This is a genomic window from Rhodoferax sp. PAMC 29310 (assembly GCF_017948265.1).
In the GTDB taxonomy this organism is placed as follows: domain Bacteria; phylum Pseudomonadota; class Gammaproteobacteria; order Burkholderiales; family Burkholderiaceae_C; genus Rhodoferax.
Genome location: NZ_CP072852.1, coordinates 1,564,715 through 1,589,983, shown reverse-complemented (window position 1 = coordinate 1,589,983; position 25,269 = coordinate 1,564,715). Strand labels below are relative to the sequence as shown.

At 60.2% G+C, this 25,269-nt stretch carries 21 protein-coding genes and 1 pseudogene; 10 read left to right on the top strand and 12 right to left on the bottom strand.

The window, feature by feature from the left end; all coding sequences use genetic code 11:
• Positions 1 to 29: 29 nt before the first annotated feature.
• Positions 30 to 197 carry a hypothetical protein gene (locus tag J8G15_RS07260; RefSeq protein ID WP_210546831.1) on the bottom strand — a complete coding sequence of 56 codons (168 nt, stop codon included), beginning with the start codon at positions 195 to 197 and terminating at the stop codon, positions 30 to 32.
• Complete coding sequence (locus tag J8G15_RS07255) at positions 188 to 415, bottom strand: hypothetical protein (RefSeq protein WP_210546830.1); 228 nt, start codon at positions 413 to 415, stop codon at positions 188 to 190. Before J8G15_RS07255 ends, J8G15_RS07260 begins: the two co-directional genes overlap by 10 nt.
• Before the next feature lie 98 nt (positions 416 to 513).
• Here J8G15_RS07255 and J8G15_RS07250 point away from each other — a divergent pair, with 98 nt between their 5' ends.
• Complete coding sequence (locus J8G15_RS07250) at positions 514 to 1,563, top strand: DMT family transporter (protein ID WP_210546829.1); 1,050 nt, start codon at positions 514 to 516, stop codon at positions 1,561 to 1,563.
• A gap of 7 nt (positions 1,564 to 1,570) precedes the next feature.
• On the opposite strand, the gene mutL is transcribed toward J8G15_RS07250, so the two are convergent.
• Complete coding sequence (mutL, locus tag J8G15_RS07245) at positions 1,571 to 3,532, bottom strand: DNA mismatch repair endonuclease MutL (RefSeq protein ID WP_210546828.1); 1,962 nt, start codon at positions 3,530 to 3,532, stop codon at positions 1,571 to 1,573.
• 53 nt (positions 3,533 to 3,585) lie between these two features.
• Here mutL and J8G15_RS07240 point away from each other — a divergent pair, with 53 nt between their 5' ends.
• The 6 genes from J8G15_RS07240 to J8G15_RS07215 all read left to right on the top strand — a co-directional run bounded on the left by J8G15_RS07240 (position 3,586) and on the right by J8G15_RS07215 (position 14,240).
• Positions 3,586 to 3,915: a hypothetical protein gene (locus J8G15_RS07240; RefSeq protein ID WP_210546827.1), complete on the top strand. Its 330-nt coding sequence runs from the start codon at positions 3,586 to 3,588 to the stop codon at positions 3,913 to 3,915.
• Between the two features lie 117 nt (positions 3,916 to 4,032).
• The gene (locus J8G15_RS07235) at positions 4,033 to 5,349 is read left to right on the top strand and encodes a TolC family protein (RefSeq protein ID WP_210546826.1); all 1,317 of its coding nucleotides are present in this window, start codon (positions 4,033 to 4,035) and stop codon (positions 5,347 to 5,349) included.
• Complete coding sequence (locus tag J8G15_RS07230; protein WP_210546825.1) at positions 5,346 to 6,974, top strand: efflux RND transporter periplasmic adaptor subunit; 1,629 nt, start codon at positions 5,346 to 5,348, stop codon at positions 6,972 to 6,974. The genes J8G15_RS07235 and J8G15_RS07230 overlap by 4 nt, the downstream gene beginning before the upstream one ends.
• Positions 6,971 to 10,114: an efflux RND transporter permease subunit gene (locus tag J8G15_RS07225; RefSeq protein WP_210546824.1), complete on the top strand. Its 3,144-nt coding sequence runs from the start codon at positions 6,971 to 6,973 to the stop codon at positions 10,112 to 10,114. The genes J8G15_RS07230 and J8G15_RS07225 overlap by 4 nt, the downstream gene beginning before the upstream one ends.
• A 123-nt stretch (positions 10,115 to 10,237) precedes the next feature.
• Complete coding sequence (locus J8G15_RS07220) at positions 10,238 to 13,519, top strand: ligand-binding sensor domain-containing diguanylate cyclase (protein ID WP_210546823.1); 3,282 nt, start codon at positions 10,238 to 10,240, stop codon at positions 13,517 to 13,519.
• A 73-nt stretch (positions 13,520 to 13,592) separates the two neighbouring features.
• On the top strand, positions 13,593 to 14,240 hold the full coding sequence (locus tag J8G15_RS07215) for a DedA family protein (protein WP_210546822.1): 648 nt from the start codon (positions 13,593 to 13,595) through the stop codon (positions 14,238 to 14,240).
• Between the two features lie 15 nt (positions 14,241 to 14,255).
• Here the strand turns inward: J8G15_RS07215 and J8G15_RS07210 are convergent, their stop codons facing one another.
• The 5 genes and pseudogenes from J8G15_RS07210 to J8G15_RS07190 all read right to left on the bottom strand — a co-directional run bounded on the left by J8G15_RS07210 (position 14,256) and on the right by J8G15_RS07190 (position 18,717).
• Positions 14,256 to 15,485, bottom strand: coding sequence for an ROK family transcriptional regulator (locus J8G15_RS07210; protein ID WP_210546821.1), 1,230 nt, complete (start codon positions 15,483 to 15,485; stop codon positions 14,256 to 14,258).
• Positions 15,482 to 15,934: an RbsD/FucU family protein gene (locus tag J8G15_RS07205; protein ID WP_210546820.1), complete on the bottom strand. Its 453-nt coding sequence runs from the start codon at positions 15,932 to 15,934 to the stop codon at positions 15,482 to 15,484. Before J8G15_RS07205 ends, J8G15_RS07210 begins: the two co-directional genes overlap by 4 nt.
• Positions 15,935 to 15,941: 7 nt before the next feature.
• Complete coding sequence (locus tag J8G15_RS07200) at positions 15,942 to 16,739, bottom strand: ATP-binding cassette domain-containing protein (protein ID WP_210546819.1); 798 nt, start codon at positions 16,737 to 16,739, stop codon at positions 15,942 to 15,944.
• The gene (locus J8G15_RS07195) at positions 16,739 to 17,698 is read right to left on the bottom strand and encodes an ABC transporter permease (RefSeq protein ID WP_210546818.1); all 960 of its coding nucleotides are present in this window, start codon (positions 17,696 to 17,698) and stop codon (positions 16,739 to 16,741) included. Before J8G15_RS07195 ends, J8G15_RS07200 begins: the two co-directional genes overlap by 1 nt.
• A gap of 74 nt (positions 17,699 to 17,772) precedes the next feature.
• Positions 17,773 to 18,717, bottom strand: a pseudogene (locus J8G15_RS07190) (substrate-binding domain-containing protein).
• Positions 18,718 to 18,911: 194 nt separating this feature from the next.
• On the opposite strand from J8G15_RS07190, the gene J8G15_RS07185 reads away from it, so the two are divergent.
• Positions 18,912 to 19,934 (top strand): PfkB family carbohydrate kinase, encoded by a 1,023-nt coding sequence (locus J8G15_RS07185; RefSeq protein WP_210546817.1) that lies wholly within the window; start codon positions 18,912 to 18,914, stop codon positions 19,932 to 19,934.
• Positions 19,931 to 20,572 carry a nucleoside/nucleotide kinase family protein gene (locus tag J8G15_RS07180; RefSeq protein ID WP_370627510.1) on the top strand — a complete coding sequence of 214 codons (642 nt, stop codon included), beginning with the start codon at positions 19,931 to 19,933 and terminating at the stop codon, positions 20,570 to 20,572. The genes J8G15_RS07185 and J8G15_RS07180 overlap by 4 nt, the downstream gene beginning before the upstream one ends.
• Here the strand turns inward: J8G15_RS07180 and J8G15_RS07175 are convergent.
• The 3 genes from J8G15_RS07175 to tsaE all read right to left on the bottom strand — a co-directional run bounded on the left by J8G15_RS07175 (position 20,489) and on the right by tsaE (position 23,116).
• On the bottom strand, positions 20,489 to 21,115 hold the full coding sequence (locus tag J8G15_RS07175; RefSeq protein ID WP_210546816.1) for a hypothetical protein: 627 nt from the start codon (positions 21,113 to 21,115) through the stop codon (positions 20,489 to 20,491). The two genes, J8G15_RS07180 and J8G15_RS07175, sit on opposite strands and share 84 nt — an antisense overlap.
• 109 nt (positions 21,116 to 21,224) lie before the next feature.
• Complete coding sequence (locus tag J8G15_RS07170) at positions 21,225 to 22,595, bottom strand: N-acetylmuramoyl-L-alanine amidase (RefSeq protein ID WP_210546815.1); 1,371 nt, start codon at positions 22,593 to 22,595, stop codon at positions 21,225 to 21,227.
• Complete coding sequence (tsaE, locus tag J8G15_RS07165) at positions 22,592 to 23,116, bottom strand: tRNA (adenosine(37)-N6)-threonylcarbamoyltransferase complex ATPase subunit type 1 TsaE (protein WP_210547499.1); 525 nt, start codon at positions 23,114 to 23,116, stop codon at positions 22,592 to 22,594. The genes J8G15_RS07170 and tsaE overlap by 4 nt, the downstream gene beginning before the upstream one ends.
• A gap of 33 nt (positions 23,117 to 23,149) precedes the next feature.
• Between tsaE and queG the strand changes: the two genes are divergently transcribed.
• Positions 23,150 to 24,187 carry a tRNA epoxyqueuosine(34) reductase QueG gene (gene queG, locus J8G15_RS07160; protein ID WP_210547500.1) on the top strand — a complete coding sequence of 346 codons (1,038 nt, stop codon included), beginning with the start codon at positions 23,150 to 23,152 and terminating at the stop codon, positions 24,185 to 24,187.
• A 77-nt stretch (positions 24,188 to 24,264) separates the two neighbouring features.
• On the opposite strand, the gene J8G15_RS07155 is transcribed toward queG, so the two are convergent.
• Positions 24,265 to 25,176, bottom strand: a complete 912-nt coding sequence (locus tag J8G15_RS07155) for an AEC family transporter (RefSeq protein WP_210546814.1) — start codon at positions 25,174 to 25,176, stop codon at positions 24,265 to 24,267.
• Positions 25,177 to 25,269 lie beyond the last annotated feature (93 nt).

Below are 25,269 nucleotides of genomic sequence, written 5' to 3'. Positions count from 1 at the left end.
GTGTTTTCGAACCCCGTGGCTGGCAAATGCTAGCGACTCTGGCCGCTGTGGCTCGCCTCCAATCGAGCTTTGAGGAAGCCGCCGGTGCCATAACCCGTCACGCGGCAGTAGAAACGCTCGGCTAAGCGCTTGACCATGGCCGAGTAGTCGTCCACAAGGGCGGGCGCTATGGTGAAGCTGTCGCAATTCACCACCACGGCACACGCTCTGCCGGGCCAGTCACAAAGGACGCCAGCAAGCGCTCCACATGGCGCTCGACGTCGGCTATGTCGGCGGTGGTGTCAATGGCCAGCCCTTCAAAGTTGATGAACAGCAGGTAGTGTTCCCGGTCCAACTCGAAGCGCTGGGCCAGCGGGGTTGCCAGCAGGTGTTCACGCAATCCCATGGCTTGGTCGGCGAACAGAGCCGCGTCCATTTGTGTGGGCCACGCGACGCCGGGCGGGGCTAGGTTTGGCGGGCTGATGTGGAAAACCGCTTCCCTGATCGCCGGCGTCCCCTAAAATGAAATCGACTATGAATCGCCTGTCTTCGCCGGCCCTCAAAGGGGGTTTCCTTGCGCTCTTGGCGGCGGTGCTGTTTGGTCTAAGCACGCCGCTGGTTCAGCATTTTGGGCTCGGATTAGGCGCCTTCACCACCGCGGCACTGCTCTACGCGGGTGCGGCGGCCGTGGCGCTGCTCATGCGGCATCCGCCTGAAAGAGAGGCGGCGTTACGCCGGTCTGATTGGCCTCGGGTGATCGCCATGGCGGGCTTGGGTGCGGTGATTGGCCCGGTGGCGTTAGCGTGGGGCTTGCAACGCACCAGCGGCTCCAGCGCCTCGCTGATGTTGACGCTGGAGGCGGTGTTCACTGTGGTGCTGGCTTGGCGCTTGTATGGTGAAACCATTGACCGGCGTGTTGGGGTCGCCATGTTGTTGATGCTCGCCGGTGGCGTGGCCTTGGTGCTGGAACAAGGCTTGGCAGGCGCCACGCAATTGTTGGGGCTGTTGGCGGTGCTGGTCGCCACCGTGGCCTGGGGCGTGGATAACACCTTGTCCAGAGCGGTGGCAGAGCGCGATCCCGGCCAAGTCGTGCTGACCAAAGCCAGCTTGGGTGCTTGTGCCACGGCGGTCATCGCCTGGCTGCTGGCCGAGCCTGTGCCCGGTGTGTGGGCGGCGGTTGCGTTGGTGGCGATTGGTGCCACTGGCTATGGCTTAAGTTTGCGTTTCTACTTGTTGGCGCAGCGCGCTTTTGGTTCGGGGCGAACCGGTTCTGTTTTTGCTTTTGCCCCCTTCATTGGTGCCGCCGGTGCCTTCGTGTTGGGCAGCCGCACGGTCACGTGGATGCTGGTTGTGGGCGGCGTTTTGATGCTGCTGGGTGTGGTGCTGCACTTGTTGGAGAACCATGCCCACGAGCATGCGCACACGGCGCTTGACCACGAACATGCCCATCGTCATGACGATGGGCACCATCTGCATTTACATGACCCAATGCCTGCAGGAGTACACAGCCACCCGCATCGGCATGAGGCCATGCAGCATGAGCACCCTCATGTGCCCGACGCGCACCATTTGCACTCGCACTGACCGCGCTCTAACGCCCTCGCAGAAACAGGGCGTCTAGGTCTTTCAGGGTGACTTGGCGCCAGGTGGGGCGGCCGTGGTTGCACTGATCGGAGCGCTCGGTGGATTCCATCTGGCGCAGCAGGCCATTCATTTCATCGATCGTTAATTTGCGGTTAGCACGCACTGCGCCGTGGCAGGCCATGGTGGCGAGCAACTCGTTCTGCGCGCGCTGAATCACCGTGCTGGCGTCGTGCTGACTCAGTTCGGCCAGCACACTGCGGGCCAGTTCGACCGGGTCGCCTTGGGCCAGGGTGCTGGGTACGGCGCGAACGGCCAGCGTTTTGGCTGAGAACGGCGTGATTTCCAAACCCAGCGTGCTCAAGGTGTCGGCGTGCGCTTCGGCGGTGGCCACCTCGGTAGGCGTGGCCGCGAAAGTGGCCGGAATCAGCAGGGGTTGGCCGAGCAGACCGGGCAGGGCGTTGCTGTTGAGGTCGCGGGCGGCTAACTGGTTCTTCAGGCGCTCGTACACGATGCGCTCATGGGCAGCATGCATGTCCACAATGATCAGGCCTTGCGCGTTTTCCGACAGGATGTACACCCCTTGCAATTGCGCCATGGCGCGGCCCAGCGGCCAGGCTTGGTCGGGCAATGGCGCATCGGCAGGGCGGGTGTCACCCGCCTCTGGCAGGGGCGGTTGAGGGGCCGGGTGGTTGGACGTGGCGCCGTAGGTGGGTTGCCACAAGGCGCCCAGGTCGCTGACCTTGTGGCCCCCTTGATTTTCAAAAATGATAGCGGGTTGCGCAGAGTACATAGGGGCCAGAGGCCTATTTGATGCATAAGTCTCGCCGCTGACGTCAGTGGATGACCCCGCCGAGCCATCAAGGCCCAAGGAATCGGCAGTTGCAGTTGCCAGTCCGGCGCGTGGCGCGGCCAGCGCGTCTTCCACGGCGTGGCGCACCGCCTGGTGCACTTCGCGGCTGTCGCGAAAACGCACTTCAATTTTGGTGGGATGCACGTTCACATCCACCCGGGTGGGGTCAATCTCGATGTACAGCGCATACACCGGCTGGCGATGCCCGTGCAGCACGTCTTCATAGGCGCTGCGGGCTGCATGGGTGAGCACTTTGTCGCGCACAAAGCGACCGTTCACATAGCAAAACTGCTGGTCGGCGCGTGAGCGGGCGGCGTCTGGGATGCCGGCACGCCCCCAAACCCGAACCTGGGCGGTCGACTCGGGTCGGCTGCGGCTGGTGCGGTAGTCCACCAACACCGACTGGTCAATGAAGTCCTTGCCCAGCACGTCATACAAACGTTGGCCCAGCGGGGCTTTGGCGTGGCCGGACGGCAGCGCCTCGGTCGCCTCGGGGCAGCGGCGCCATTGCTCCACCAACTTGCCTTCGTGCCAGATCGCAAAGCCCACATCCGGGCGAGCCAAGGCGTGGCGGCGCACGGCCTCAATGCAGTGCGACAACTCGGTGGCGTCAGTTTTGAGAAATTTGCGCCGCGCCGGGGTACTGTAAAACAACTCTTTCACTTCCACCGTGGTGCCGGTGCTGCGGGCCACGGGGCGAAGTTCACCCGTGCGTCCTTCCAAAAGGTAAGCACTGTTTTGGCCTACAGCCCTTGAAAGTATTGCGCAGTCAGCTATGGAGTTGATAGCGGCCAAGGCCTCGCCCCGAAACCCCATGGTGCCCACCGACTCCAGGTCCGTGAGGTTGCGGATTTTGCTGGTGGCGTGGCGTTTGAGCGCAATGGGCAGCTCTTCGCGAACGATGCCCGCGCCGTCGTCCTCCACCGAGATCAAGCGCACGCCACCGGCCAGCAGGCGCACGGTGACTTGGGTGGCGCCGGCGTCCAGCGCGTTGTCCACCAACTCGCGCACCACGGAGGCGGGGCGTTCCACCACCTCACCGGCAGCAATTTGGCTGATCAGTTCGTCAGGCAGTTCAAGAATGGGGCGGCGGGGGGAGGGGGAAGGAGCAGCGTTCACCTCGGTATTTTAAGGAGACTCGTGCGCGGAGTTTGTGCCACTAGAATCCCGCCATGCGTTCGTTGCTGGTTTTCCTGATGTGTTTTGCGTTGGCCTTTCAAGGCATGGCGGGAACGCGTCTGTTGGAACCACCATGCGCCATGGAAGAAGTCATGTCAACGGCGGACAACGCGGATGATTGCTGCAATGATGCCGCCGCCCATGCCCAAACCGGCCAGTTGTGCAAAACAGGCCAGGCCTGCCCTTCACCTACGGTGACTGGGGCCAACGATCTTCTCCTGCCTGCCCTAGCCCCTGCGGCGTCGGCGCCGCGTGCGAGCGCTCCGCCGTTCGCTTTGTCGACAGACGCGACTGGCGTCTGGCGGCCTCCGTCTTTCCTCTGAGTTCTTTTTAACCGCTAGTGGTTGGTCGGGTTGTGCCTGTTGGGCATGACGGGCCACCGCTGATCGTTTGTGCTGCGGCTTTGAATGGGCTGCGGCGACCTCATGGGGAGTGGGCTGATGCCTTTTGTATTTCATCTTGCTGGGGCGGCGTTGTTGAGTGCCGGCCTGTTTGGCGGGGCCTTGGCACAAGCGCCTACGCACCTTTCACCTTTGACGCTGGATCTGGCGCTGCGCGAAGCCGAAACCCGCTCGCAAGCGCTGGTCGCGCAAGACGCGGCCAGTCGATCCGCGCAAGATTCGGCGGTGGCCGCCGGGCGTTTGCCTGACCCGACATTGCGTCTATCGCTGGACAACTTGCCCATTGAAGGTAAAAACGCCTTCAGCGTGGCTGCCGAGGCAATGACGATGCGCTCAGTCGGTTTTGCGCAGACCTTTGTCAGCGCGGAAAAGCGCCTGACCCGCAGCGCCCGGTTGGAGCGCGAGAGCGACGCCGCGCTGGCCCTGCGCGTCCTGCGCTTGAGTGAGTTGCGCCAGCAAACGGCACTGGCCTGGTTTGACCAGCACTACCAACAACAAATGTTGGATCTGCTCAATCAGCAACGCGAAGAAACTTCTCTGCAAATAGAGGCCGCAGAAACGGCCTACCGCTCAGGCCGGGGCATGCAAACTGATGTGTGGGCGGCGCAGTCATCGGTGGCCCGTCTGGACGATCGCATTGTTGAGGCCCGCACCCGCGTCGCTAATGCCCGCAGCATCTTGGCGCGCTGGGTGGGCACTTTGGCAGACGCGCCCTTGGGCGACGCCCCTTCGCTGGCGCGCACCCGCTACACCAATGAAGCGCCCGCGCATCAGCTCGAGCGTCACCCTGACCTTGGGGTGCTGAGCAGCCGCCAGGCGCTGGCCCAAGCTGAAGCGGACAACGCGCGACAGGATAAAGGGGCGGACTGGAGCGCCTCCTTGATGTTCAGCCAACGTGGCCCCGCCTACGCCAATATGGTGTCGGTGGGCGTGTCGATCCCCTTGCAATGGGATCAAAAAAACCGGCAAGACCGGGAACTGAGCGCCCGTTTGGCCAAGGTAGAACAGATCAGGGCGGAACGTGACGAAATGGCGCGCGCGCATTTGGCACAAACACAGACTTGGCTGGCCAGTTGGCAAAGCAACTTGACCCGGTTGACGCACTATGACAAGACCCTGATCGTGTTGGCGCGTGAGCGCACGCAAGCGGCGCTGGCTGCTTACCGGGGCGGCAAGCTGCCTCTGACCAGTGTGCTGGAGGCCCGGCGCATGGAGATTGACACGCAGGTGGAGCGATTGCGCATCGAAATGCAAACCGCCGCTTTGTGGACCTCGCTGGAGTTCCTGCTGCCAGACGGCAACTCAGCCGTGATCCCACCCCCCCTTCAGACGACCGCCCAGGAGTACGCGCAATGAACGCCAAAACACTCACTCTCAGTTTGGTCGCCGCCGGCGTGTTGTCTGCCGCTGGCTATGGTTTGTATCGAATGGGCATGCAACAGGGCATGCAACACACGGCGTCGCCGTCCGACGCCATGCCTGCGACCGCACCAAGTGCGGCGCCTGCGGTTGCCATGGTGGACCCGTCCACCTGGGGCATTCCTCAAGGCGAGGCCGCCACCCGACGCCACATGGAGACCGGTATCAAGGCAGGTCAGGTGGACCCTGAGACGGGCCGGGAGGTGTTGTATTACCACGACCCCATGACGCCAGGAAAGAAGTTTGACGCGCCGGGGAAGTCGCCCTTCATGGACATGATGCTGGTGCCTGCCTACGCCGGCTCCGCCGGGGCGGACAGCGGCACCATCAGCGTGAGCCCCCGCATTCAGCAAAACCTAGGCCTGCGCACCGGCGATGTCACGCAAGGCGCTTTGGGTGCCGAGGTGCTGGCCGCAGGCGCCATTGCCTGGAACGAGCGCGACCTGGCTTTGGTGCAGGCTCGTGCCATGGGCTATGTTGAGAAGGTCCATGTGGGCGCCACGCTGGACCGAGTCAGCAAGGGCCAAGCCCTGTTTGAGGTGTATGTGCCGGACTGGGTGGCGGCTCAGGAAGACTATTTGTCCGTGCGCCGCATGCAAGGCCAGGGGCTGGCGCCACTGCTAGACGCGGCCCGCCAGCGCATGCGCCAAAGTGGCATGAGCGAGGCCCAAATCGCTCTGGTGGAGCGCAGCGGCGTGGTGCAGGCCCGCCTGACATTGACCGCGCCCATTGCCGGGGTGCTGACCGAACTCAACGCCCGAGAGGGCAGCACCGTGATGCCGGGCATGCTGCTGGCCCGCATCAACGGGCTTTCCAGCGTGTGGGCCGAAGCGCAGGTGCCTGAAAGCCAGGCGGCCCAGATGCGGGTCGGGGCCAAGGTGGTGGCGCGCAGTGCGGCGTTGCCCGGTACCACCTTTGAAGGAAAGGTGCAGGCCCTGTTGCCGGAGGTGAATGCGAGCACCCGCACCTTCAAGGTTCGTATGGTCTTGCGCAATCCTGGGGGGCAACTGGTGCCCGGTATGTTTGTGCAGATGGCGTTGAGTGGGGCGGGCCAGGCCAACACCCTGTTCGTGCCCAGTGAAGCGGTGATTCGAACCGGCCAGCGCGTGGTGGTGATGGTGGCTGAGGCCGATGGCGCCTTTCGCCCGGTTGAGGTCGAGACGGGGCTGGAAACCGCTGGAAAAACTGAGATTCGGCGTGGCTTGCAGGCCGGGCAAAAGGTGGTGTTGTCAGGCCAGTTTCTGATCGACTCAGAAGCCAGCCTCAAAGGCATTGAGGCCCGAACGGGTCCGAAGGTGGAGGCCGCTAAGCCTTCATTGCATGTGACACGGGCCTTGATTGAAGCCGTGAACGGCTCGGTGCTGACCCTCACTCACCCCGAGATTGACAGCCTTAAGTGGCCTGGCATGACGATGGGGTTTCAGTTGGCCCCCAGCCTGAAGGCCTTGCCAAAATCGGCAATAAAAGTAGGAAGCGAGGTGGACATTGAGTTCAGCATGGGCGATGACGGGCCGCAAATTGAGAGTTTGCGTGCGGCCAGCGGCAAGGCAGGTGCCCCATGATTGCGAAACTGATTCGATGGTCGATTCTGAACCGCTTTTTGGTGCTGTTAGCCACCGTGATGATCACCGCCTGGGGTGTGGTGGCGGTGTCTCGCACGCCGCTGGATGCGCTGCCGGATCTGTCCGACGTGCAGGTCATCATTCGCACCAGCTGGCCGGGCCAAGCGCCGCAACTGGTGGAAAACCAGGTGACTTACCCGCTGACCACCACCATGCTGTCGGTGCCCGGTGCCAAGGTGGTGCGGGGTTACTCTTTTTTTGGCGACAGTTACGTCTACATTCTGTTCAAAGACGGCACCGACCTGTACTGGGCGCGCTCCCGGGTGCTGGAGTACCTGAATCAGGCCCAGTCTCGCCTGCCGCCTGGCGCCTCGTCTGCCATTGGGCCGGATGCCACCGGCGTGGGCTGGATTTATCAGTACGCGCTGGTGGACAAAACTGGCCAGCAAGACCTGTCACAGCTGCGCACGCTGCAAGACTGGTTTCTCAAGTTTGAGTTGAAAACCGTACCTGGCGTGGCCGAGGTGGCCACCATTGGCGGCATGGTGCGCCAGTACCAGGTGGTGCTCGACCCGGAGCAGTTGGCGGCCTACCGCATTCCCCACGGCAAGGTGATTGATGCCATCAAACGGGCCAACCAGGAAACCGGTGGCGGGGTTCTGGAGCTGGGCGAGGCCGAGTACATGGTGCGCGCCTCGGGTTACCTGAAAACGCTGGATGACTTTCGCGCTATTCCCCTGATGACCACAGACGCGGGGGTATCGGTGCTTCTGGGTGATGTGGCCCGGGTGCAAGTGGGCCCGGAGATGCGCCGTGGCATTGGCGAGCTGGACGGCGAGGGCGAGTCGGTGGGCGGTGTCATTGTGATGCGTTCCGGCGAGAACGCACTCACCACCATTCAAGCCGTCAAGGCCAAGCTGGCCAGCCTGCAGGGCAGCTTGCCAGCCGGTGTGGAGATCGTCACCACCTATGACCGAAGCAGCTTGATCGAGAGGGCGATTGCCAACTTGAGCACCAAGTTGCTGGAGGAGTTTGCGGTGGTAGCGGTGGTCTGCGCGCTGTTTTTGTTTCACCTTCGCTCCGCCTTTGTGGCCATCATTTCTTTGCCCCTAGGGATTTTGATGGCGTTCATCGTGATGCAGTGGCAGGGGGTGAATGCCAACATCATGTCGCTGGGCGGCATTGCCATCGCCATTGGTGCCATGGTGGACGCCGCCGTGGTGATGATCGAGAACGCCCACAAACACCTGGAAAAGTGGACGCATGAACACCCCGACGGCACGCTCAAAGGCGAGGCCCGCTGGCGAGTGATTGGCGATGCAGCGGCCGAAGTGGGCCCGGCCTTGTTTTTCTCACTGCTCATCATTACCTTGTCGTTTGTGCCCGTGTTTACGCTGGAAGCGCAGGAAGGGCGCATGTTTTCGCCCCTTGCCTTCACCAAAACCTACGCCATGGCCGCTGCGGCGATTCTGTCTGTCACCTTGATTCCAGTGTTAATGGGCTATTTGATTCGCGGGCACATTCCTGACGAGCAAAAAAACCCGCTCAACCGGGGGTTGATTGCCCTGTACCGGCCGCTGTTGAACGGCGTGCTGCGCTTTCCCAAGAGCACGCTGGTGGTGGCATTGCTTGCGCTGGTGGTCAGCTTCTGGCCGTTGCAGCACATTGGCAGTGAATTCATGCCGCCGCTGGATGAAGGTGACCTCTTGTACATGCCCACCGCGCTGCCTGGCCTGTCGGCTGGCAAAGCCGCCGAGCTGCTGCAGCAAACCGACCGGCTCATCAAGACCGTGCCTGAGGTGAAAAGTGTTTACGGCAAAGCAGGGCGCGCGGTGACGGCCACGGACCCGGCGCCGCTGGTGATGTTTGAGACCACGATTCAGCTCAAACCCCAAGACCAATGGCGTGCAGGAATGACATCTGACAAGCTGATCGAGGAGCTGGACAAAACGGTGCGGGTGCCGGGGCTGACCAACATCTGGATTCCCCCCATTCGCAACCGCTTGGACATGTTGGCCACGGGCATCAAAAGCCCGGTGGGAGTGAAGGTGCTGGGGCCGGACCTGGCCGTCATCAACCGCCTCACAGCCGAGGTGGAGCGCGTGGTCAAACCCATAGCAGGTGTGACCAGTGCCTTTGCCGAGCGCCTGGATGGCGGGCGCTACATTGACGTGGACATTCATCGCGAACAAGCGTCCCGCTACGGACTCAACATTGCCGATGTTCAATCCGTGGTGAGTTCAGCCATTGGGGGCATGAATGTGGGCGAAACCGTGGAGGGTTTGCAGCGTTTCCCCATCAATGTGCGCTACCCGCGCGAAATCAGGGATTCGCTGGACAAGCTGCGCGCCCTGCCCATCGTCACGCCGCGCGGCCAGCGTCTGGTGCTATCGGATGTGGCCACGCTCAAAATCACCGACGGCCCGCCCATGCTGCGCAGTGAAAACGCCCGCCTGGCCGGTTTTGTCTACGTGGATTTGCGCGGGCGAGACCTGGGTTCGGCCGTGCGCGAGATGCAGAGCGCGGTGGCCGAGCAGGTGGTGTTGCCACCGGGCTACTCGGTATCATGGTCAGGCCAATTCGAGTTTCTGGAGCGGGCCACGGCCAAACTCAAGCTGGTAGTGCCGTTCACACTGCTCATCATTTTTGTGCTTTTGTACCTGACCTTCTCCCGCTTTGACGAGGCACTTCTGGTCATGCTGACCCTGCCGTTTGCCCTGATTGGCGGAATTTGGCTGCTGTACGGGCTGGGCTACAACCTGTCGGTGGCGGGTGTGGTCGGCTTCATCGCTTTGGCCGGGGTGACCGCCGAGTTCGGCGTCATCATGCTGCTCTACCTCAAGCAGGCTTGGCAGCAACGCCTGGAGGAGGGCAAAACCACCGAAGCCGATTTGCTGGACGCCATCCGCGAAGGGGCGGTGCTGCGGGTACGGCCCAAGGCCATGACGGTGGCCGTCATTCTGGCGGGCTTGCTGCCCATCATGTGGGGCACAGGAACCGGCTCAGAGGTGATGCAACGCATTGCCGCGCCCATGGTGGGTGGCATGGTGACGGCACCACTGCTGTCGATGTTTGTGGTGCCAGTGGTGTACTACTTGATGCGCAGGCGTCAATTGCGGGGTGTTGGGTCAAAAATTTGAATGAAAATTGGCTTGCCCCCTTGCTGGATCAGCGTGAAAAGCTATTTAATTAATAGCAATTTCATAGTTCACATCGTGCATACCTGCATGGTTTTTGGGCTCGACCTGGGCTAGCATCAAGCCATGCGCTTGTTACTACAGTTTTTAAGCTTGGCCATCTTGCTGGTCAGCACGACTGCTTCGGCCGAGCCAGCACGTGCCTTTATGTCGCAAAATCCCTTGGCGGTGCCGCGTTTCGAGACGGTGGGGGCTGGCGTCATTCCGCGTGATGTGGTTCCCACACTGGCGCAGGACAAGGCCGGATTCTTGTGGGTGGCCACCGGGGACGGCTTGGTGCGCTACGACGGCTACCGTTTTCGACCCCTGGAGCGCGACAGCGTGGTGCCGACCCGGCGCAACCTGGGCTGGATCCGTGCCTTGTTGCCAGCCCGGGACGGCCGACTGTGGATTGGCACCGAGACTGACGGCCTGGCCGTTTATGACCCTGTTCTGGAGCAAGTGACCGACTATCGGCTGGGCGGCGCCAATGGCGTCGCGGTCCCGACAGTGCGTGCCTTGGCCGAGGACCAGGACGGCAGCATTTGGGTGGGCAGCGTCGGCGGGGGGGTGGCCCGCTTAGACCCCGTTCGCGGCACTTTCACCACCTATCGGCACTCCTCACAGCCCGGCAGCTTGCCCGATGACCGTGTGCAAGCCCTGCTGATGGACTCGGAAGGCACGCTTTGGGTGGGCACCTGGGCGGGTTTGAGCCGGCTCAAACGTGGGAGTGAGGTGTTTGAGCCCGTGCTCTCCGCTGGTATAGCCCCGCTGGTCGGGCAGTTGGTTCAGGCCCTCTACCAAAGTGCCGACGGCCGGATTTGGGCGGGCACGCAGCAAGGGCGTGTCATGGTCATTGATCCACTCACCCTGAAAGGTGAGGTGCTGCTGGGGTCAAAGCACTTAGCTGCACCCTCGGTCAACGCCGTGTCCAGTTTTGTGGAGGTCCCAGGGCGAGGCATGTGGGTGGGGCGCTCCGATGGGATTGAGATTTACGACCCGTCGCTGGTGCTGGTCAGCCAACTTAAACATGACATTCGGCAACGATCGGGGCTGGCCGGCAATGAAGTGACCACGTTGGTGCGGGACCAGGCCGGCTGGATCTGGGTCGGTGGTTTTGGTTTGGGGTTGCAGCGCCACAACCCGAATAACCTCAGCATTTGGCTGCGCGGCGCCGACTTGACGCTGGGGAGTCGCCTGGATGGGCCCAGCGTGCGGAGTCTGCTGCAAGTCGACAACGGTGAAATCTGGGCCGCTTCGCACCGGGGTGGGGCGGCGGTCATGGACAGCCGGTTGCGGGTCATTGGGGAGGTGGCTCCCCCGATCAGGGGTTCGCGAGTTCACCGAGCCGGAGTGCCCGCCGCCAGTGCCGACGGGTCGACGGCCATGGTCAACGCAATGGCTCAAACCCGAAATGGCTCAGTGTGGCTGGGCACCGCGACGCAGCTCTTTGAGTACGGGCGCAATCGACAACTGCTCAGCACCTTGCATACCGGGGTCGGCGAGATTCGCCGCATGTTGGCCACCAGCAATGGAATGCTTTGGATCGGAACGGCCGATGGGCTCTATGTCTTTCGACCGGGTATCCGTTCATTGGTTCGGGTGACGCTGAAAGCGGGTGTCGCCCGCCTGGATGGCGGAATTCATGCCCTGGCCGAGGCGCCGGACCAGAGTGTTTGGGTCGGTGGGGAGAAAGGTCTGTTTCGAATTGCACCAGGTGACCGCGCGGCAACACCTGTTGTTGCGCAGGCTGGCGAAGGCTTGGGCAACCCGAGCGTGGCAGGTCTTTTGTTTGACCGCCAGCACACCTTGTGGATCGACACTGGCGTGGCAGGCTTGCACCGCATGAACAGTTGGGACGGTCAGACGGCCCGTTTTGACCGCATCAGTGAACGCCATGGCATTCTCAACCGCCCGTTTGGCGCCAATTTGCTGGAGGACGGGCGAGGGCGCATCTGGACGCAAATGTACGTTTATGACCCCAAGGCAGATCGCATGAGCGAGCTCACGGCTGTGGACGGGGCGGACTTGGGCACGGGCTGGTTCATGTCCTATGACAAAACCTCGGACGGGCGAATGCTCTTTGGCGGGAGCAAGGGAATTTTGGTGGTCAAACCAGAGGCGTTTGACGTGTCTGACTTTGCGCCGCGGCTGGTGGTGTCCGAGTTGTATGCCAATGGCAGGGCGCAAAAGGCGGGGCAGGTCCTCAAGGGCTTGCAAGTCCCGCCTGAACAACGCAGCTTTGGCGTTGAATTTTCGGCGCTTGATTTCAGTGATCCGAATCGAATTCGTTACGCCTATCGCTTGGAGGGGTTTGACCCGTACTGGATCACCCGCGACGCCAGTTCCCGTATCGCCAGTTACAGCAACCTGGATCCAGGTCACTACGTGCTGCAGGTCAAGGCCACGAACCGCAGTGGGGTTTGGAGCTCGAATGAGTTGCGAATTGAGGTTCAGGTGCTTCCCGCCTGGTGGCAGCAATGGTGGTTTCGCCTGTTGGCCACGCTTTTGGGGCTGGGCCTGCTGGGCGGGGTGGTTCATGTTCGCACCCGTCATTTGCGGCGCGTTCAGTTGGAACTGGAGGCCAGGGTGAGGGAACGCACCGCAGAGCTGCAAGACTTGACACTGGCTTTGCAGCGGGAGTCCGCGGCGTTGCACGAGTCCAGCCTCACCGATCCACTGACGGGCCTGAGAAACCGCCGGTTTTTGGCCCAACACATTGACGCCGAGGTCGCTCTGGTGGTTCGCTCCCATGAACACCATTTGCAACATGGTGCTCAGGTTGCGGCTCCAGTGGATTTGATTTTCTTCATGTTCGATATTGACCACTTCAAGGAGGTGAATGACCAATATGGACACGCAGCGGGCGACGCGGTGATCAAGCAAATGCGCAGCCGTCTGCTCAGAGTGTTTCGCGACAGCGATTTTCTGGTGCGCTGGGGAGGGGAAGAGTTCCTTGTCGTGGCCCGGGCGACCGCACGAGCCCATGCCATTGAATTGGCGGAGAGGGCTTGCGCGGCCGTTGGTGAATTGCCTTTTGTGCTGGATGACGGAACACCATTGACCAAAACCTGTTCAGTCGGGTTCTCCTGCTTTCCGCTGAGCCCCGACTATCCCCGCGCTCTGGCGTGGGATGCTGCGGTGAGGTTGGCGGATGCCTGCCTCTACGCGATTAAAAAAGGGGGGCGCAATGGCTGGATCGGCGTATTGAGTGCGGGCGCCTCATCACTGCCTGAACTCCAGGCGACAGCGAATGAGCCATTGGTGACCGGTGTGCGATCAGGTCGGTTGGTGTTGAGTCATTCGGCGGGTTTGGAGGGGTGGGCCCAGGCACAGTCTCAATTTGGTGATCTCGACGACTTCAGCTAATCCCACCGCACCTTGGGGATGCGGGCGCCCCATGGCCATTGGCCGGGTCGTTGGGGCGCGATAATCTGCCCCCATGGAAATCATTACCTTTTTGATCGACTTCATTTTGCATGTGGACAAGCACCTCGAGGTGTTTGTGCAGAGCTACGGCATGTGGGTCTATGCCTTACTGTTCCTGATCGTCTTCGTGGAAACAGGCCTGGTTGTCATGCCGTTTTTGCCCGGTGACTCGCTGTTGTTTGTTGTTGGCGCCTTGTGTGGTGCTGGCATGATGAGTTTTCCGCTGGCCTGTGGCGTGTTGATCGCCGCGGCTATTTTGGGCGACCAATGCAACTACACCATTGGGCGTTATCTGGGGCCGAAGGTGTTCAAGTGGGAAAGCTCCCGGCTGTTCAATAAAGCCGCGTTCAACCGGGCACACGATTTTTACGAGCGCTACGGCGGCATCACCATCATCCTGGCCCGGTTCATGCCTTTTTTGCGAACATTTGCGCCGTTTGTTGCCGGCGTGGCCGCGATGGGGCGGGTCAAGTTCACCTCTTACAACGTGATTGGCGCCTTGATTTGGGTCTTGAGTATTTGCACGGCAGGCTACTTTTTGGGCAGTATTCCCTGGGTCAAAACGAACCTGGACAAAATCATCTGGGCGATGATCTTGGTGCCTGGCCTGATCGTGATGTTTGGCGCCTGGAAGGCCAAGCGCCGCCCGGTCGAGGTTTGAAGTAGCCGTCGGGCCTCAGGCCTCGACCTTCAGGAACAGGTCTTGGTCGGGTGCAAAGTTCCCGTGCAACGGTAATAGCGCGCCGCCTAGGGCTCCCGCGTCCGGGCCTACGCTGCCGGCCACCAGGTTGACTGGCCAGAGTCCTTCCCAGTTGTAGCTTTTGAGCGCTTGCTCGGTCACTGCAAGCAACTGAGTGAGCAAGGCGCGGCAAAACGAGCCGTCAATTACCACCGTTTTGATGTCCAGAAAAGCCGTGCCGCTGACCACGCAATGCGCCAGGGCGAGGGCGGCTTGTTGCAGCCAGGCTTGGGTTTCTGTCGCAAAAGGCTCTGCCATCGCCCGCTCGTCGTAGGCCGCACTGGGGTCCAGTCCGAGGGCCTGAAAACGTTGTTCCAGCTCCCATAAGGAGGTATGACTCACCAGTTGCGGCGGTGGCAACGGACCGTTTGTCATGGCGGTGGGCAGAGAGGCTACGGCCCCTGCGTTGCCGTGGCTGCCTACATGAAGGTGGGAGTTGATCACCAGCCCACCACCTACAAAGGTGTCCACAAAAAGGTAAAGAAAGCTTTTTAAATCGCGCCCGCGTCCTGCCACCAGCTCGGCCATGCAGGCACCCGACGTGTCTCTGACGAAGCTCACAGGCACCTCCGTCATGGCTTGAATCTGGGCGCCAAGGTCAATTTGATCCCATTCACTGGAGTCCGCATCAGACAGGCCGAGCATCTTGTGCCAGCCACCCATTTGAAAAGGTGCGGCGACGCCGATGCCCACCAAGCGGTCGCTCAAAGGCCCCAGCGCCTTGTGCATGGCGTTCAATCGTTCGCCTATGGCGGGCAACAGGGTATGGGCGACGGGAAAATCGTAGTGCAAGGTGTGCCGTTGGCAGACGGCTCCCGTGAAGTCCACCAGCAGCCATTCCGCACTGCGGCGACCAATCTTGATGCCCATGGAAAATGCACCATCCGGGTTCAATGCCAGCGGCACTGAAGGTTGCCCAATACGGCCGCGCACCTTGTCGTGTTTGATCACCAAGTCATCCTCCACCAGCCGGGTGGTGATCAACCCAATGGTTTGGGCCGTCAGCCCGGTCAGACGGGCCAATTCGGCTTTGGCCAGGCTGCCATTGAGCCGGATGGCCTGTAGCACCACGCGCTCATTGAATTGCCGCATACCCACATGGTTAGAGCCACGGGGTCGCAGCAATTGGGGGGACGGCGTATCAGAAAGCGTGGCGGTAGGTGTCATGGGCGCAGATTTTCGCCGATCACTCCCTTGCGCAGAATAAAGTTTGCAAACGGCTGTCGCTCACCGGTCAGAACGATGGCGTAGGCCGCTCGGGCCCGGTCGTAGAAAGCGAATCGTTCTACTGCCTCGGCACTTTGCGTGGGAAGGAGTTGAGGGGTGAGGGTCTCCATCACGTCCCTCTGCACTCCAGATCGGTAGCCCTTGTCGCTACCACTGACTTGCATGTAGGCCACGGGGTGATCTACATCTGCGGCCAGTGGCCGCAGGGCCGTGATCGCTTCGACGACCTGCGCCATTGAACTTCCCGGCAGTCGCAAAACCGGCTTGCCGGCAGCAATGCTCATGGCGGTGAAGTTGGCATCGGCCAGCACCAGAGCGTCGTCATGGCCCATTTCCATGAGTAGTTTGAGCAACTCCGGGGTGAGTAGGGGGTTAATTCCTTTCAGCATGGGTGTGTCAAGCGTGCGCGTCCTCGGGCAGGTCGTCCACCGATTTGGCGCCTGTCATCACTGCCACGGTGTCGCTCATGCTGATGGTTTTGGGGTTCACCACCGCCGCCCGTTTGCCCAGGCGCTGGATGTGAATGCGGTCCGCAATTTCAAACACGTGCGGCATGTTGTGACTGATCAAAATCACAGGCAGGCCTTTGTCGCGCACGCGGCGGATGAGTTCCAGAACCATACTTCCTTCTTTGACCCCCAGCGCGGCGGTGGGCTCGTCCATGATGACCACGTGTTGTGCAAACGCTGCAGCGCGAGCCACGGCCACGCACTGACGCTGTCCGCCTGACAGGGTTTCCACGGGCTGGGTCATGGTGCGGATACCCACTTTCAGTTCCTGCATTCGGGCGACAGCCTGCTTGAGCATTTCTTTCTTGTCGATCAAGCGCAGCAACTGACCCAACGGGCTGGATTTAATGATCTCTCGCCCGAGGAACAGGTTTTCTGCAATGCTCATGGCAGGTGCCACGGCCAGATCTTGGTAAACCGTTTCGATATCGGCGCGGCGCGCATCAATGGGCGACTTGAAGTGCACCGCTTTGCCGTCCAAGAACAGCTCACCTTCATCGGGAATGGTCGCACCTGACAAGGCCTTGATCAGGGATGATTTGCCGGCGCCGTTGTCACCAATGACGGCCAGAATCTCGCCAGCACGCAATTCAAAATCGGTGTCGTCCAGTGCTGTGACCTGTCCATAACGTTTGACAATGCCCTTGGCCTGCATGATGAGAGGGGTTGAAGCATTGGTGTTCATTAACGTGCTCCCTTGCGAGACATTTGGTCAGCGGCGACTGCTAGGATCACCAAAATCCCGGTGATCAGTGTTTGGTAAACCGAGGCCACACCCATCAGGGTCAGACCATTGCGAAAGACACCCACGATGACCGCACCGACGAGCGAGCCGATGATGACGTCGCGCCCGCCAAACAGGCTGGTGCCGCCCAGAACGACAGCGGTGATGGCGTCCAGATTTTCGGTTTGTCCGGCATTGGGGTCATCCACACCGGTTCGTGCCACGGAAAGCAGGGCGGCAATGCCATAGAACAGGCCCGCCAGGGCGTAGACCGAGATCAGCACCCGGTCCACGTTGATGCCGGTCAGGCGTGAGGCTTCCGGGTTGTTGCCAACCGCGTACAGGTGACGACCGGGGGCCGTGTCGCGCAGCACAAACCAGGCTAGGCCATAGAGTGCCACCATGGTGACGGTGCCAAAGCTGACTTCTGTGGAACCCATATTGAAGGTGTTGCCCAAAGCGGTCATTGCCGTGGGCAAATTGGTGATCGTTTGTGAACCAGAGTAAATCTGGGTAATCGCGAAAGCGATATTCAGCGTACCCAACGTCACAATGAACGGGGGTAGCCTGATGCGGGTGACCAACAAGCCATTGATCAGGCGGAAAGCCGTGGTGGCTGCCAAACCACACAAAATAGCCAGGTAGGTGTTCATGCCGTAATTGGCGGCAAAAGAAGTCATGATCACGCCGCCCAGCGCCATCACCATGCCGCACGACAAATCAATGCCGGCAGTCAGAATAATCAGGGTTTGGCCGATGGCCAGCACACCCACCACCATCACTTGTTGCATGACAAGTGACAGGTTTTGGCCGCTTAAAAATCGGTCGGATTGGGTGGCAAAAAACGTGCAGGTGGCCGATAGGGCCAACCAGGGGCCCAGGGCGCCCCAGGGTATCGGGCGGGATGGGGTCGCGGACATGGGCGCTCTCCGTGTGAATGATTGAAATAGGGTTCAGCGGCCCGGTGACCAGCTGAACCCCGCGCTAACTCAGATTACTTGGTGCCCCAGCACAGATCCATACCGACTTTGGTGTCTTTGCTGTCCACACCCGCGATGGATTTTGCGGCGATCAGGGTCACGCCGGTGTCCACATAGCCGGATGCTTTTTTATCGGTTTTGGCGTATTCAACACCTGCGGCGACGCCCATTGCGGCCATTTTCAGAGGATATTGCTGTGAGGTAGCCGTGATGATGCCTGCTGCTGTGTCCTTGATGCCCTGGCATCCGCCATCCACAGACACAATGATCACGCCCTTGTCTTTGCCGGCCTTTTTCAGTGCATTGAATGCGCCAGCAGCTGCGGGCTCATTGATGTTGTACAGGACATTGATGCTGGGGTCTTTCTGCAGGCAGTTTTCCATGGCGGTTTAGCCTTTGGCCTGGTTGCCGTCGGTGTCACCTGCGCAGACTGTTTCAGCGGTGCTGGAGAGTTCGTTGGATTTGGCATCAAACGCCTTCAGGCCGAATCCGGTCATGAAGCCGTTGTGACGCTGTGCGCCCACGGGGTGACCAGGAAACAAGTCCAACATGGCGATCTTGGCGGGCTTGTTGCCCAGGGCTGCTTTCGCGTATTGGCCAATCAGCACGCCGGCTTTGTAGTTGTCGGTGGCAAACAGGGCGTCAGCGCCTTCAAATGGGCTGTCCAGGGCAATCACCTGCACGCCTTTGGCCTGCACGTTTTTCACGGTGGGAATGATTGCGTCGCCGCTGGCGGTGATCAGAATCGTTTTGGCGCCCGCCGCCACCATGTTTTCAATAGCCGTGATCTGCCCCATCGTGTCGCCGTCTGCTTTGCCAGCCGCGGTCATGAGTGTGGCGCCCATTTTTTTCGCTTCAGCCTGTGCGCCTTCTTTCATCTTGACGAAGAAGGGGTTGGTTTCTGTTTTGGTGATCAAGCCAATGATGGGCTCGCCCGCAGCGAAGGCCGCAGAACTCATGGCCAGTGCCAAAGTGCTCAGAATCAGAGTGGTGGATTTTTTCAAGCTCGTTCTCCTTTGAAGGCGGACCTTCGTGTTATCGGTGGGTGGGGGTGTGCCCTGGGTAAATACGCTTTACGACAAAGCGTGCTTGAACTATAGTTCGCATTTCCTTATTAAATCAAGTTACTTTAGTTAGTGACTACCCTAATATGATGCAAATAAATACCAAAATCGAAGTCGCCGCGGCAGGCGAAGCCTTGATCGATTTGATCCGCAATGACGCTGGTTTGCTCCAGCCATGCCTTGGCGGCGCGGTTTACAACTTGACGCGCGCCTTGGCACGGCAAGGTGTTGGCACGCTGTATCTCAACCCCTTGTCGCGTGACCGATTTGGACGGCAACTGGCGCAAGGGTTGGCAGATGACGGCGTGCAATTGGCCATACCCGAGCCAGTTCAGCAAGTCACCTCCCTGGCGGTGGTCGGTGTTGATGACCAGGGGCACCCTGACTACTCCTTCTACAGGGAAGGTGTGGCGGACCGGGCGACGACGGCGGCGGCCTTGACGGCAGCTTGCGCGCAGTCCAGCACCTTGTCTCTGGTGTGCACGGGTGCCCTGGCACTGTCGCCCGACGATGCCCAAACCTACCTGCCGTGGTTGGCGAGCCAACGCGAGGCCAGGCGCACCGTGGTTATCGACGCCAATTTGCGACCATCCGTGATGCCGGACCTGCCCGCTTACCGAAAGCATGTGCTGGCGGCTTTGCAGTATGCCGATGTGATCAAGGCCAGCGACGAGGATCTGGCGTGCCTGGATATTCCCGGTTCCACGGCATTGGAGCAGGCCGCTCATTTGCTGCGCAACAGTCAGGCCGCCTGCCTGGCTCTGACCCGCGGGCCTGACGGCGCCACACTTTTGACGCGCTCAGGGCGGGTCTTTCACGCCCGTGAAAGCCAGCCGGTGGTTGTGGTGGACACAGTGGGGGCTGGTGACTGCTTTCTGGCGGGGCTGGTGGCAGCGCTGCTGGACAACGGTTTGGCATCCAACTGGGGTGAGGCGCAAGTTGAGGCTTCATTGGCCCAAGATCTATTGTCAAGGGCGGTGGCCAGCGCCAGTCTGTGCATCATGCAGCGCGGTTGCGTGCCCCCGACACGTGCCGAAGTTCAGGCGCGACGGTCGGCCACGGTCAGTGAGTTCACTCAGGACGCTACTGAATTGGCAGGCGCGTCCCTGTGAATGACGTGGTGGTCTTGCCTGAGACCTGCCGTTCACTGTTGGCACAGTGGGCCTCAGCCAGCGAACGCGTCATTCTGGGTCTGGTTGCGCCGCCGGGGGCGGGCAAGTCGACTTTGGCGCAAGCCGTGCATGCGGCCTTTCCATTGCAAAGCCAAATCGTGCCCATGGATGGTTTTCATCTGGCCAATGTGGAGTTGGCCCGTTTGGGTCGCTCCGGTAGAAAGGGCGCTGCAGATACGTTTGATGCCAGTGGTTTTTTGAGCCTGTTGCATCGCATTCGATCTCAAGCCCCTGGAGAGATGATTTATGCCCCGGATTTTCGGCGTGACCTGGAGGAGGGAGTGGCGGGGGCCATACCCGTATTCGCCGAAACCCCCTTGATCATTGTTGAGGGGAATTACCTGCTGCTGGACGAGGGGCCTTGGGCTGAGGTTCGCGGCGTATTGAACGAGGTTTGGTACCTTGACGTCGAGGAGCCGCTTCGTCGAGACCGCTTGCTGCACCGTCACATGCGCTACGGGCGAACCCGCGAAGAAGCCTTGGCATGGATGACCTCAACCGACGATCCCAACGCCAGCCTGATCGAGGCGAGCCGCCACCGCGCTACCCGCCAAATCACTTGGGGTGGACAAGCTTAGAGGACGGAGAATAGTTTTTTGTTGAAGTTCGGGAAGGCGTCGTGTCCCAATGGCACTGCCAGACATGGTTTCGACCCAGGCCGGATAGACCTCTCGTAAAGCCGCGCTGCTGTCACATTTGAAGATGGCTTCAATCAATGTCAGGCGGGTGTGCTGGCCAAACATGTTGTTCACCGAATTGGTCATGAAGTTGCGAGCCATCTCCAGGTCTTTGGCGGTGCGGGTCTCGTGAGGGGGCAGGCTGGACACGCTGGTGCCATCTGGTTTCTTGGCTTTCGGCGCGACTGCTTCGGGTTCGGCGGCGTGCGGCGCTGGGGCCGTGGCATCAATGCAACCATGGCCCATTAACTCGCTGATGATGGCCGAGATATCGTGGCCCTGTACAAATCCACCGAGTTCGACACCGTTGCGCTTGCCATCAATGAGCACCAGAATCCGGCGAACCAACACAGACAGGCCCAGAGACCGGCTCTGGATCTCCTGCTGTCCAAGAGACGTCTTGGCAAAAATGGCGGCGGTCAAGTCTAGTGTTTGGTCAGTCATCGTTCTTTCTCAAATTGAGACACTTTGTAAAAGTGTAAAAAACGTCGCATTGTCCGCGCTAAACCATTGATCTATATAAGTGGTTCCCCTAGGTTGCTGAAATCAGCAGCTACACAGACCGGTTGCGGGCCAGTGGAGGGTTCTTGGCGAAATAACCTTCAATGCCGCGCATTAACGCCAAAGACAGGCGGTCGAGATACGCGTCGCTGTTGAGGTTGGCTTCCTCTTCCGGGTTGCTGATAAACGCGGCCTCTACCAGCACGCTGGGAATGTCGGGTGCTTTGAGCACGGCAAAACCGGCCTGCTCCACCCGGGGCTTGTGTAGTTTCCCAACCCGTTTCATTTCACCCAACATAGCGCTACCGAGCTTGAGGCTGTCGTTAATTTGAGCGGTTGTGCTCATATCAAACAAAGCACGTCGGACCTGGGAATCCTTGGCGGTGACATTCAAGCCGCCAATTTGATCGGCCTTGTTTTCTTTGGCTGCCATCCAGCGTGCGGCGGTGCTGGATGCACCGCCTTGGCTGAGCGCGAAAACGCTGGCGCCTTGGGGGCGAGGGGTGTAGAACGCGTCGGCGTGAAGGCTCACAAACAAGTCTGCTTGCACACGTTGGGCCTTTTGAACCCGCACCTGAAGTGGCACAAAGAAGTCGGCGTCCCGGGTCAGATAGGCCCGCATGGGATTGCCATTGACGGAGCCCGCGTTAATACGCTCCCGCAGGCGATGGGCCAACCGCAGCACCACATCTTTCTCCCGCGTGCCGCCTGGGCCAATGGCGCCCGGGTCTTCGCCACCATGGCCAGGGTCGAGCGCAATGATGATCAGTCGGTCGGTTTCATCTGCGTTCGATTTTCCGGTCAGGGGGGCGACCGCTACTTTGGAGCTGTTTGGCTTCGTAGCCAACGTCGGTTCTGGGGGAGCAGCTATGGATTCAGGAGCGGACTTGGCTTTGGGTCTATTGACCTGCTTGGCAATCAGATCCGCGAGCGGGTCGTTCAAGTCCGCGACCGGTGGTCCCGAAGGTGTGGTGAAGCGTTCACTGATCAAGGCCTCCAGCGGATCAATGACCTGCGTGGGGTAGAGGTCAAACACCATGCGGTGCTGGTAAGCAGCAATCGGGGTCAGGGTGAAGACTTGGGGGGTGGCCACTTGTTTGAGGTCAAACACCAAGCGAACCACGCCGGGCGCAAATTGACCTACGCGAATGCCGGCAATCGTCGGGTCGTCAGCGCGCACTTTGCCAACCAGCTCTTTGAGCGCGGGATTGAGGTCCAAGCCCTCTATGTCGATGGCCAACCGGGGGGGGCTGCCGACGAAAAATTGTTTGGCTTTTAGCTCAGTGTCAGACTCCAGCGTCACGCGTGAGTAATCGGGTGAGGGCCAAACCCGCACGGCCAGGATGGTGGCACCCCGGGCGATGTGCTGGACGCCCAGCAAGAGCGCCAAGGCACCTGATTGCAGTACGCTGCGCCGCTTCATGCTGCGTCCTCCCGGTCAAGTGGCGCCAGTCGGGTGCTGACGGCTCGCAGAAGTGCGAGTCCAGTGGCGGTTTTCCCCGTCAGCGTGACTTGGCGAGACTCGTCCTCCAGGGCTTCGAGGTGGATGACCAAGTCTGCCCGAGGAATGAAACCGGTTGCCTTTTCAGGCCACTCGGCAAGCTTTAAGCCGGGGCTGGCAAAAATATCCCGAAATCCTGCGTCTTCCCATTCCCTGGGGTCGTTGAACCGATAGAAGTCGAAATGCCAGATATTGAGATCCGGCAGTTCATACGGCTCTACCACCGCATAGGTGGGACTTTTGACTCGGCCCTGAATACCCAAGGCACGCAGAATATGACGCACCAATGTGGTTTTCCCCGCGCCCAGATCACCGTGCAATTCGATGAATGCATGGCGCAGGGCCGGTTGGCTCGCCAGGGCCGATGCAAACAATTGCGTGGCAATCTCGTCCGACCAGAGCAGGCTTTTTACAATCGGGGTGTGACCACTCCCATTCCTCATATCAACAGCAGTCAATTGGTCTCCAAAATTCAGATGTGGGCCCGTGAACTGGGATTCTCCCAAATTGGCGTTGCCGGTGTCGATTTGTCCTCGTCTGAAGCCGGATTATCAGCGTGGTTGGAGCGCGGCTTTCATGGTGACATGGGTTACATGGCGTCGCATGGCCTCAAACGGGCCAGGCCGGCCGAATTGGTTCCAGGCACTGTCAGCGTCATCACTGCCCGAATGGACTACCTTCCGGCGTCCACCCCGGACAACTGGCCGACGGTTGAGTTCGATCGTTTGCAACGTCCCACCGAGGGCATTGTGTCGGTGTACGCCCGTGGCCGAGACTATCACAAGGTCTTGCGTGCGCGATTGCAAAAGCTGAGTGACCGCATCGCCGAATTGCTTGGGCCGTTTGGCCATCGCGTGTTCACTGATTCCGCCCCGGTGCTGGAGGCGGAACTGGCCGCCCGCAGCGGTCAGGGGTGGCGAGGCAAGCACACGTTGCTACTGAGCCGAGACGCCGGCTCGACGTTCTTTTTGGGTGAAATTTACGTGGATCTGGCTTTGCCATTGAGTGAACCGGTGGCCGCGCATTGCGGCAGCTGCACCGCTTGCATTGACATTTGCCCGACCCAGGCCATTGTGGCGCCGCACCGGTTGGATGCGCGGCGCTGCATTTCGTACCTGACGATTGAGCACGCCGGGCCGATTCCCTTGGAGCTGCGTCCTTTGATCGGCAACCGCATCTACGGTTGTGATGATTGCCAGCTGATTTGCCCGTGGAACAAGTTTGCCCAACGCAGCGCCTTGCCGGATTTTGATGAGCGCAAGGGCCTGGCTGGCAGCCAGTTGGCCACCCTGTTTGCCTGGACGGAAGAGGAGTTTTTGCGATTCACTGAGGGCAGCCCGATTCGACGCATCGGTCATGAGCGCTGGTTGCGCAATATCGCCGTCGCTTTAGGCAACGCTCGGCAGAAAGAAAATCCAGTCGAGGATGAGGCGCTGTGCGTCACGCTAAGGTCTCGTGCGGACCACCCCAGCGAGGTGCTTCGAGAGCATATTGCCTGGGCCTTGGGCTTATAGGGCAATAGCCATCTTAGCCATATGGATAAAGCGCATGGCGCAATTTAAAGAATAGCGTTTTGACATCCATGCCGGTCTTACAATCCCGTCAACACGCCAAGCGCAAAGGGCAAGCTGAATACGCCCAAAACCGTGGACAAGGTCACCAGCCCGGCAACAAAGGCGCCGTCATAACCCATGCGGGCGGCCAACACGTAGCAGCTCGATGCCGTGGGCAGGGCTGAAAACGCGAGCAAAACCATGGTTTGCGTTGGATCGAGTTGAAACACACGCGCAAACCCAAGAGCAACCAGTGGCAGTAGAAAGTGACGAATGGCCAGCAAGCTGATGCCCAAAGTTTTGTATAGCCGGAGTGCCCCAAATTGCATACCGGCACCGGCCGACATCAGACCCAGAGCCAGCGAGGCAGCACCAATACGAGTCACCGGGGGTTCAAGAAGGGCTGGAAGGGTAAAGCCCAGAATATTGGCGGTTAAACCGGACGCCGTGGCAATGATGAGTGGGTTTCGCACCAGTTCACGCAGAAACCCTCGTTGGGCATGGCGCGCCATGGGCCAGACCGCTGCCACATTGAACAGCGGCACGCAGACCCCGATCAACACAGCGATCATCAGCACGCCCTGCGGGCCCGCCAACCGGTCCATCAAGGCCAGTCCGATAAATGAATTGAATCGAAAAGCGACTTGTGCGCTAGCAGCATGTTCACGTTTCGGAATCCAACGCTGAAAACCTGGCAAATGGGGCAAAACATAAGCCATTGCGATGCCAGTGAGGCCCATGGACCAACCAGCACCAATCAGGCTGGAGGCGGCACGCAGATCCAGCGGGCTTTTGACGATGGAGTGAAACAGCAGCACAGGAAACAGCACGTAATAAACCACGCCTTCCACATGCTGCCAAACGGGGCGGTTGAGGGCTGTGAACTGACAGATCAGGTATCCAATCAGAATCAGAGAAAAGTCGGGAAATAGGAGTTGGGCGTAATACACCGGGCGAGGATACCAGCGCTAGTGTGGCCAACGAAGCGCAGAGGAGTTCAGGCCAGTCCGATCAAAGGCTACGCTGGCGGTATATTGACGGCA

What these genes read in the sequence shown, in the direction of transcription:
- J8G15_RS07210 (WP_210546821.1), bottom strand. Translation starts at nt 15,485, where the DNA reads ATGACACCTACCGCCACGCTTTCTGATACGCCGTCCCCCCAATTGCTG.
- J8G15_RS07175 (WP_210546816.1), bottom strand. Translation starts at nt 21,115, where the DNA reads ATGACTGACCAAACACTAGACTTGACCGCCGCCATTTTTGCCAAGACG.
- J8G15_RS07240 (WP_210546827.1), top strand. Translation starts at nt 3,586, where the DNA reads ATGCGTTCGTTGCTGGTTTTCCTGATGTGTTTTGCGTTGGCCTTTCAA.
- J8G15_RS07195 (WP_210546818.1), bottom strand. Translation starts at nt 17,698, where the DNA reads ATGTCCGCGACCCCATCCCGCCCGATACCCTGGGGCGCCCTGGGCCCC.
- queG (WP_210547500.1), top strand. Translation starts at nt 23,150, where the DNA reads ATGTGGGCCCGTGAACTGGGATTCTCCCAAATTGGCGTTGCCGGTGTC.
- J8G15_RS07235 (WP_210546826.1), top strand. Translation starts at nt 4,033, where the DNA reads ATGCCTTTTGTATTTCATCTTGCTGGGGCGGCGTTGTTGAGTGCCGGC.
- J8G15_RS07250 (WP_210546829.1), top strand. Translation starts at nt 514, where the DNA reads ATGAATCGCCTGTCTTCGCCGGCCCTCAAAGGGGGTTTCCTTGCGCTC.
- J8G15_RS07170 (WP_210546815.1), bottom strand. Translation starts at nt 22,595, where the DNA reads ATGAAGCGGCGCAGCGTACTGCAATCAGGTGCCTTGGCGCTCTTGCTG.
- J8G15_RS07215 (WP_210546822.1), top strand. Translation starts at nt 13,593, where the DNA reads ATGGAAATCATTACCTTTTTGATCGACTTCATTTTGCATGTGGACAAG.
- J8G15_RS07225 (WP_210546824.1), top strand. Translation starts at nt 6,971, where the DNA reads ATGATTGCGAAACTGATTCGATGGTCGATTCTGAACCGCTTTTTGGTG.
- J8G15_RS07220 (WP_210546823.1), top strand. Translation starts at nt 10,238, where the DNA reads ATGCGCTTGTTACTACAGTTTTTAAGCTTGGCCATCTTGCTGGTCAGC.
- J8G15_RS07200 (WP_210546819.1), bottom strand. Translation starts at nt 16,739, where the DNA reads ATGAACACCAATGCTTCAACCCCTCTCATCATGCAGGCCAAGGGCATT.
- J8G15_RS07255 (WP_210546830.1), bottom strand. Translation starts at nt 415, where the DNA reads ATGGACGCGGCTCTGTTCGCCGACCAAGCCATGGGATTGCGTGAACAC.
- J8G15_RS07185 (WP_210546817.1), top strand. Translation starts at nt 18,912, where the DNA reads ATGCAAATAAATACCAAAATCGAAGTCGCCGCGGCAGGCGAAGCCTTG.
- J8G15_RS07230 (WP_210546825.1), top strand. Translation starts at nt 5,346, where the DNA reads ATGAACGCCAAAACACTCACTCTCAGTTTGGTCGCCGCCGGCGTGTTG.
- tsaE (WP_210547499.1), bottom strand. Translation starts at nt 23,116, where the DNA reads ATGAGGAATGGGAGTGGTCACACCCCGATTGTAAAAAGCCTGCTCTGG.
- J8G15_RS07205 (WP_210546820.1), bottom strand. Translation starts at nt 15,934, where the DNA reads ATGCTGAAAGGAATTAACCCCCTACTCACCCCGGAGTTGCTCAAACTA.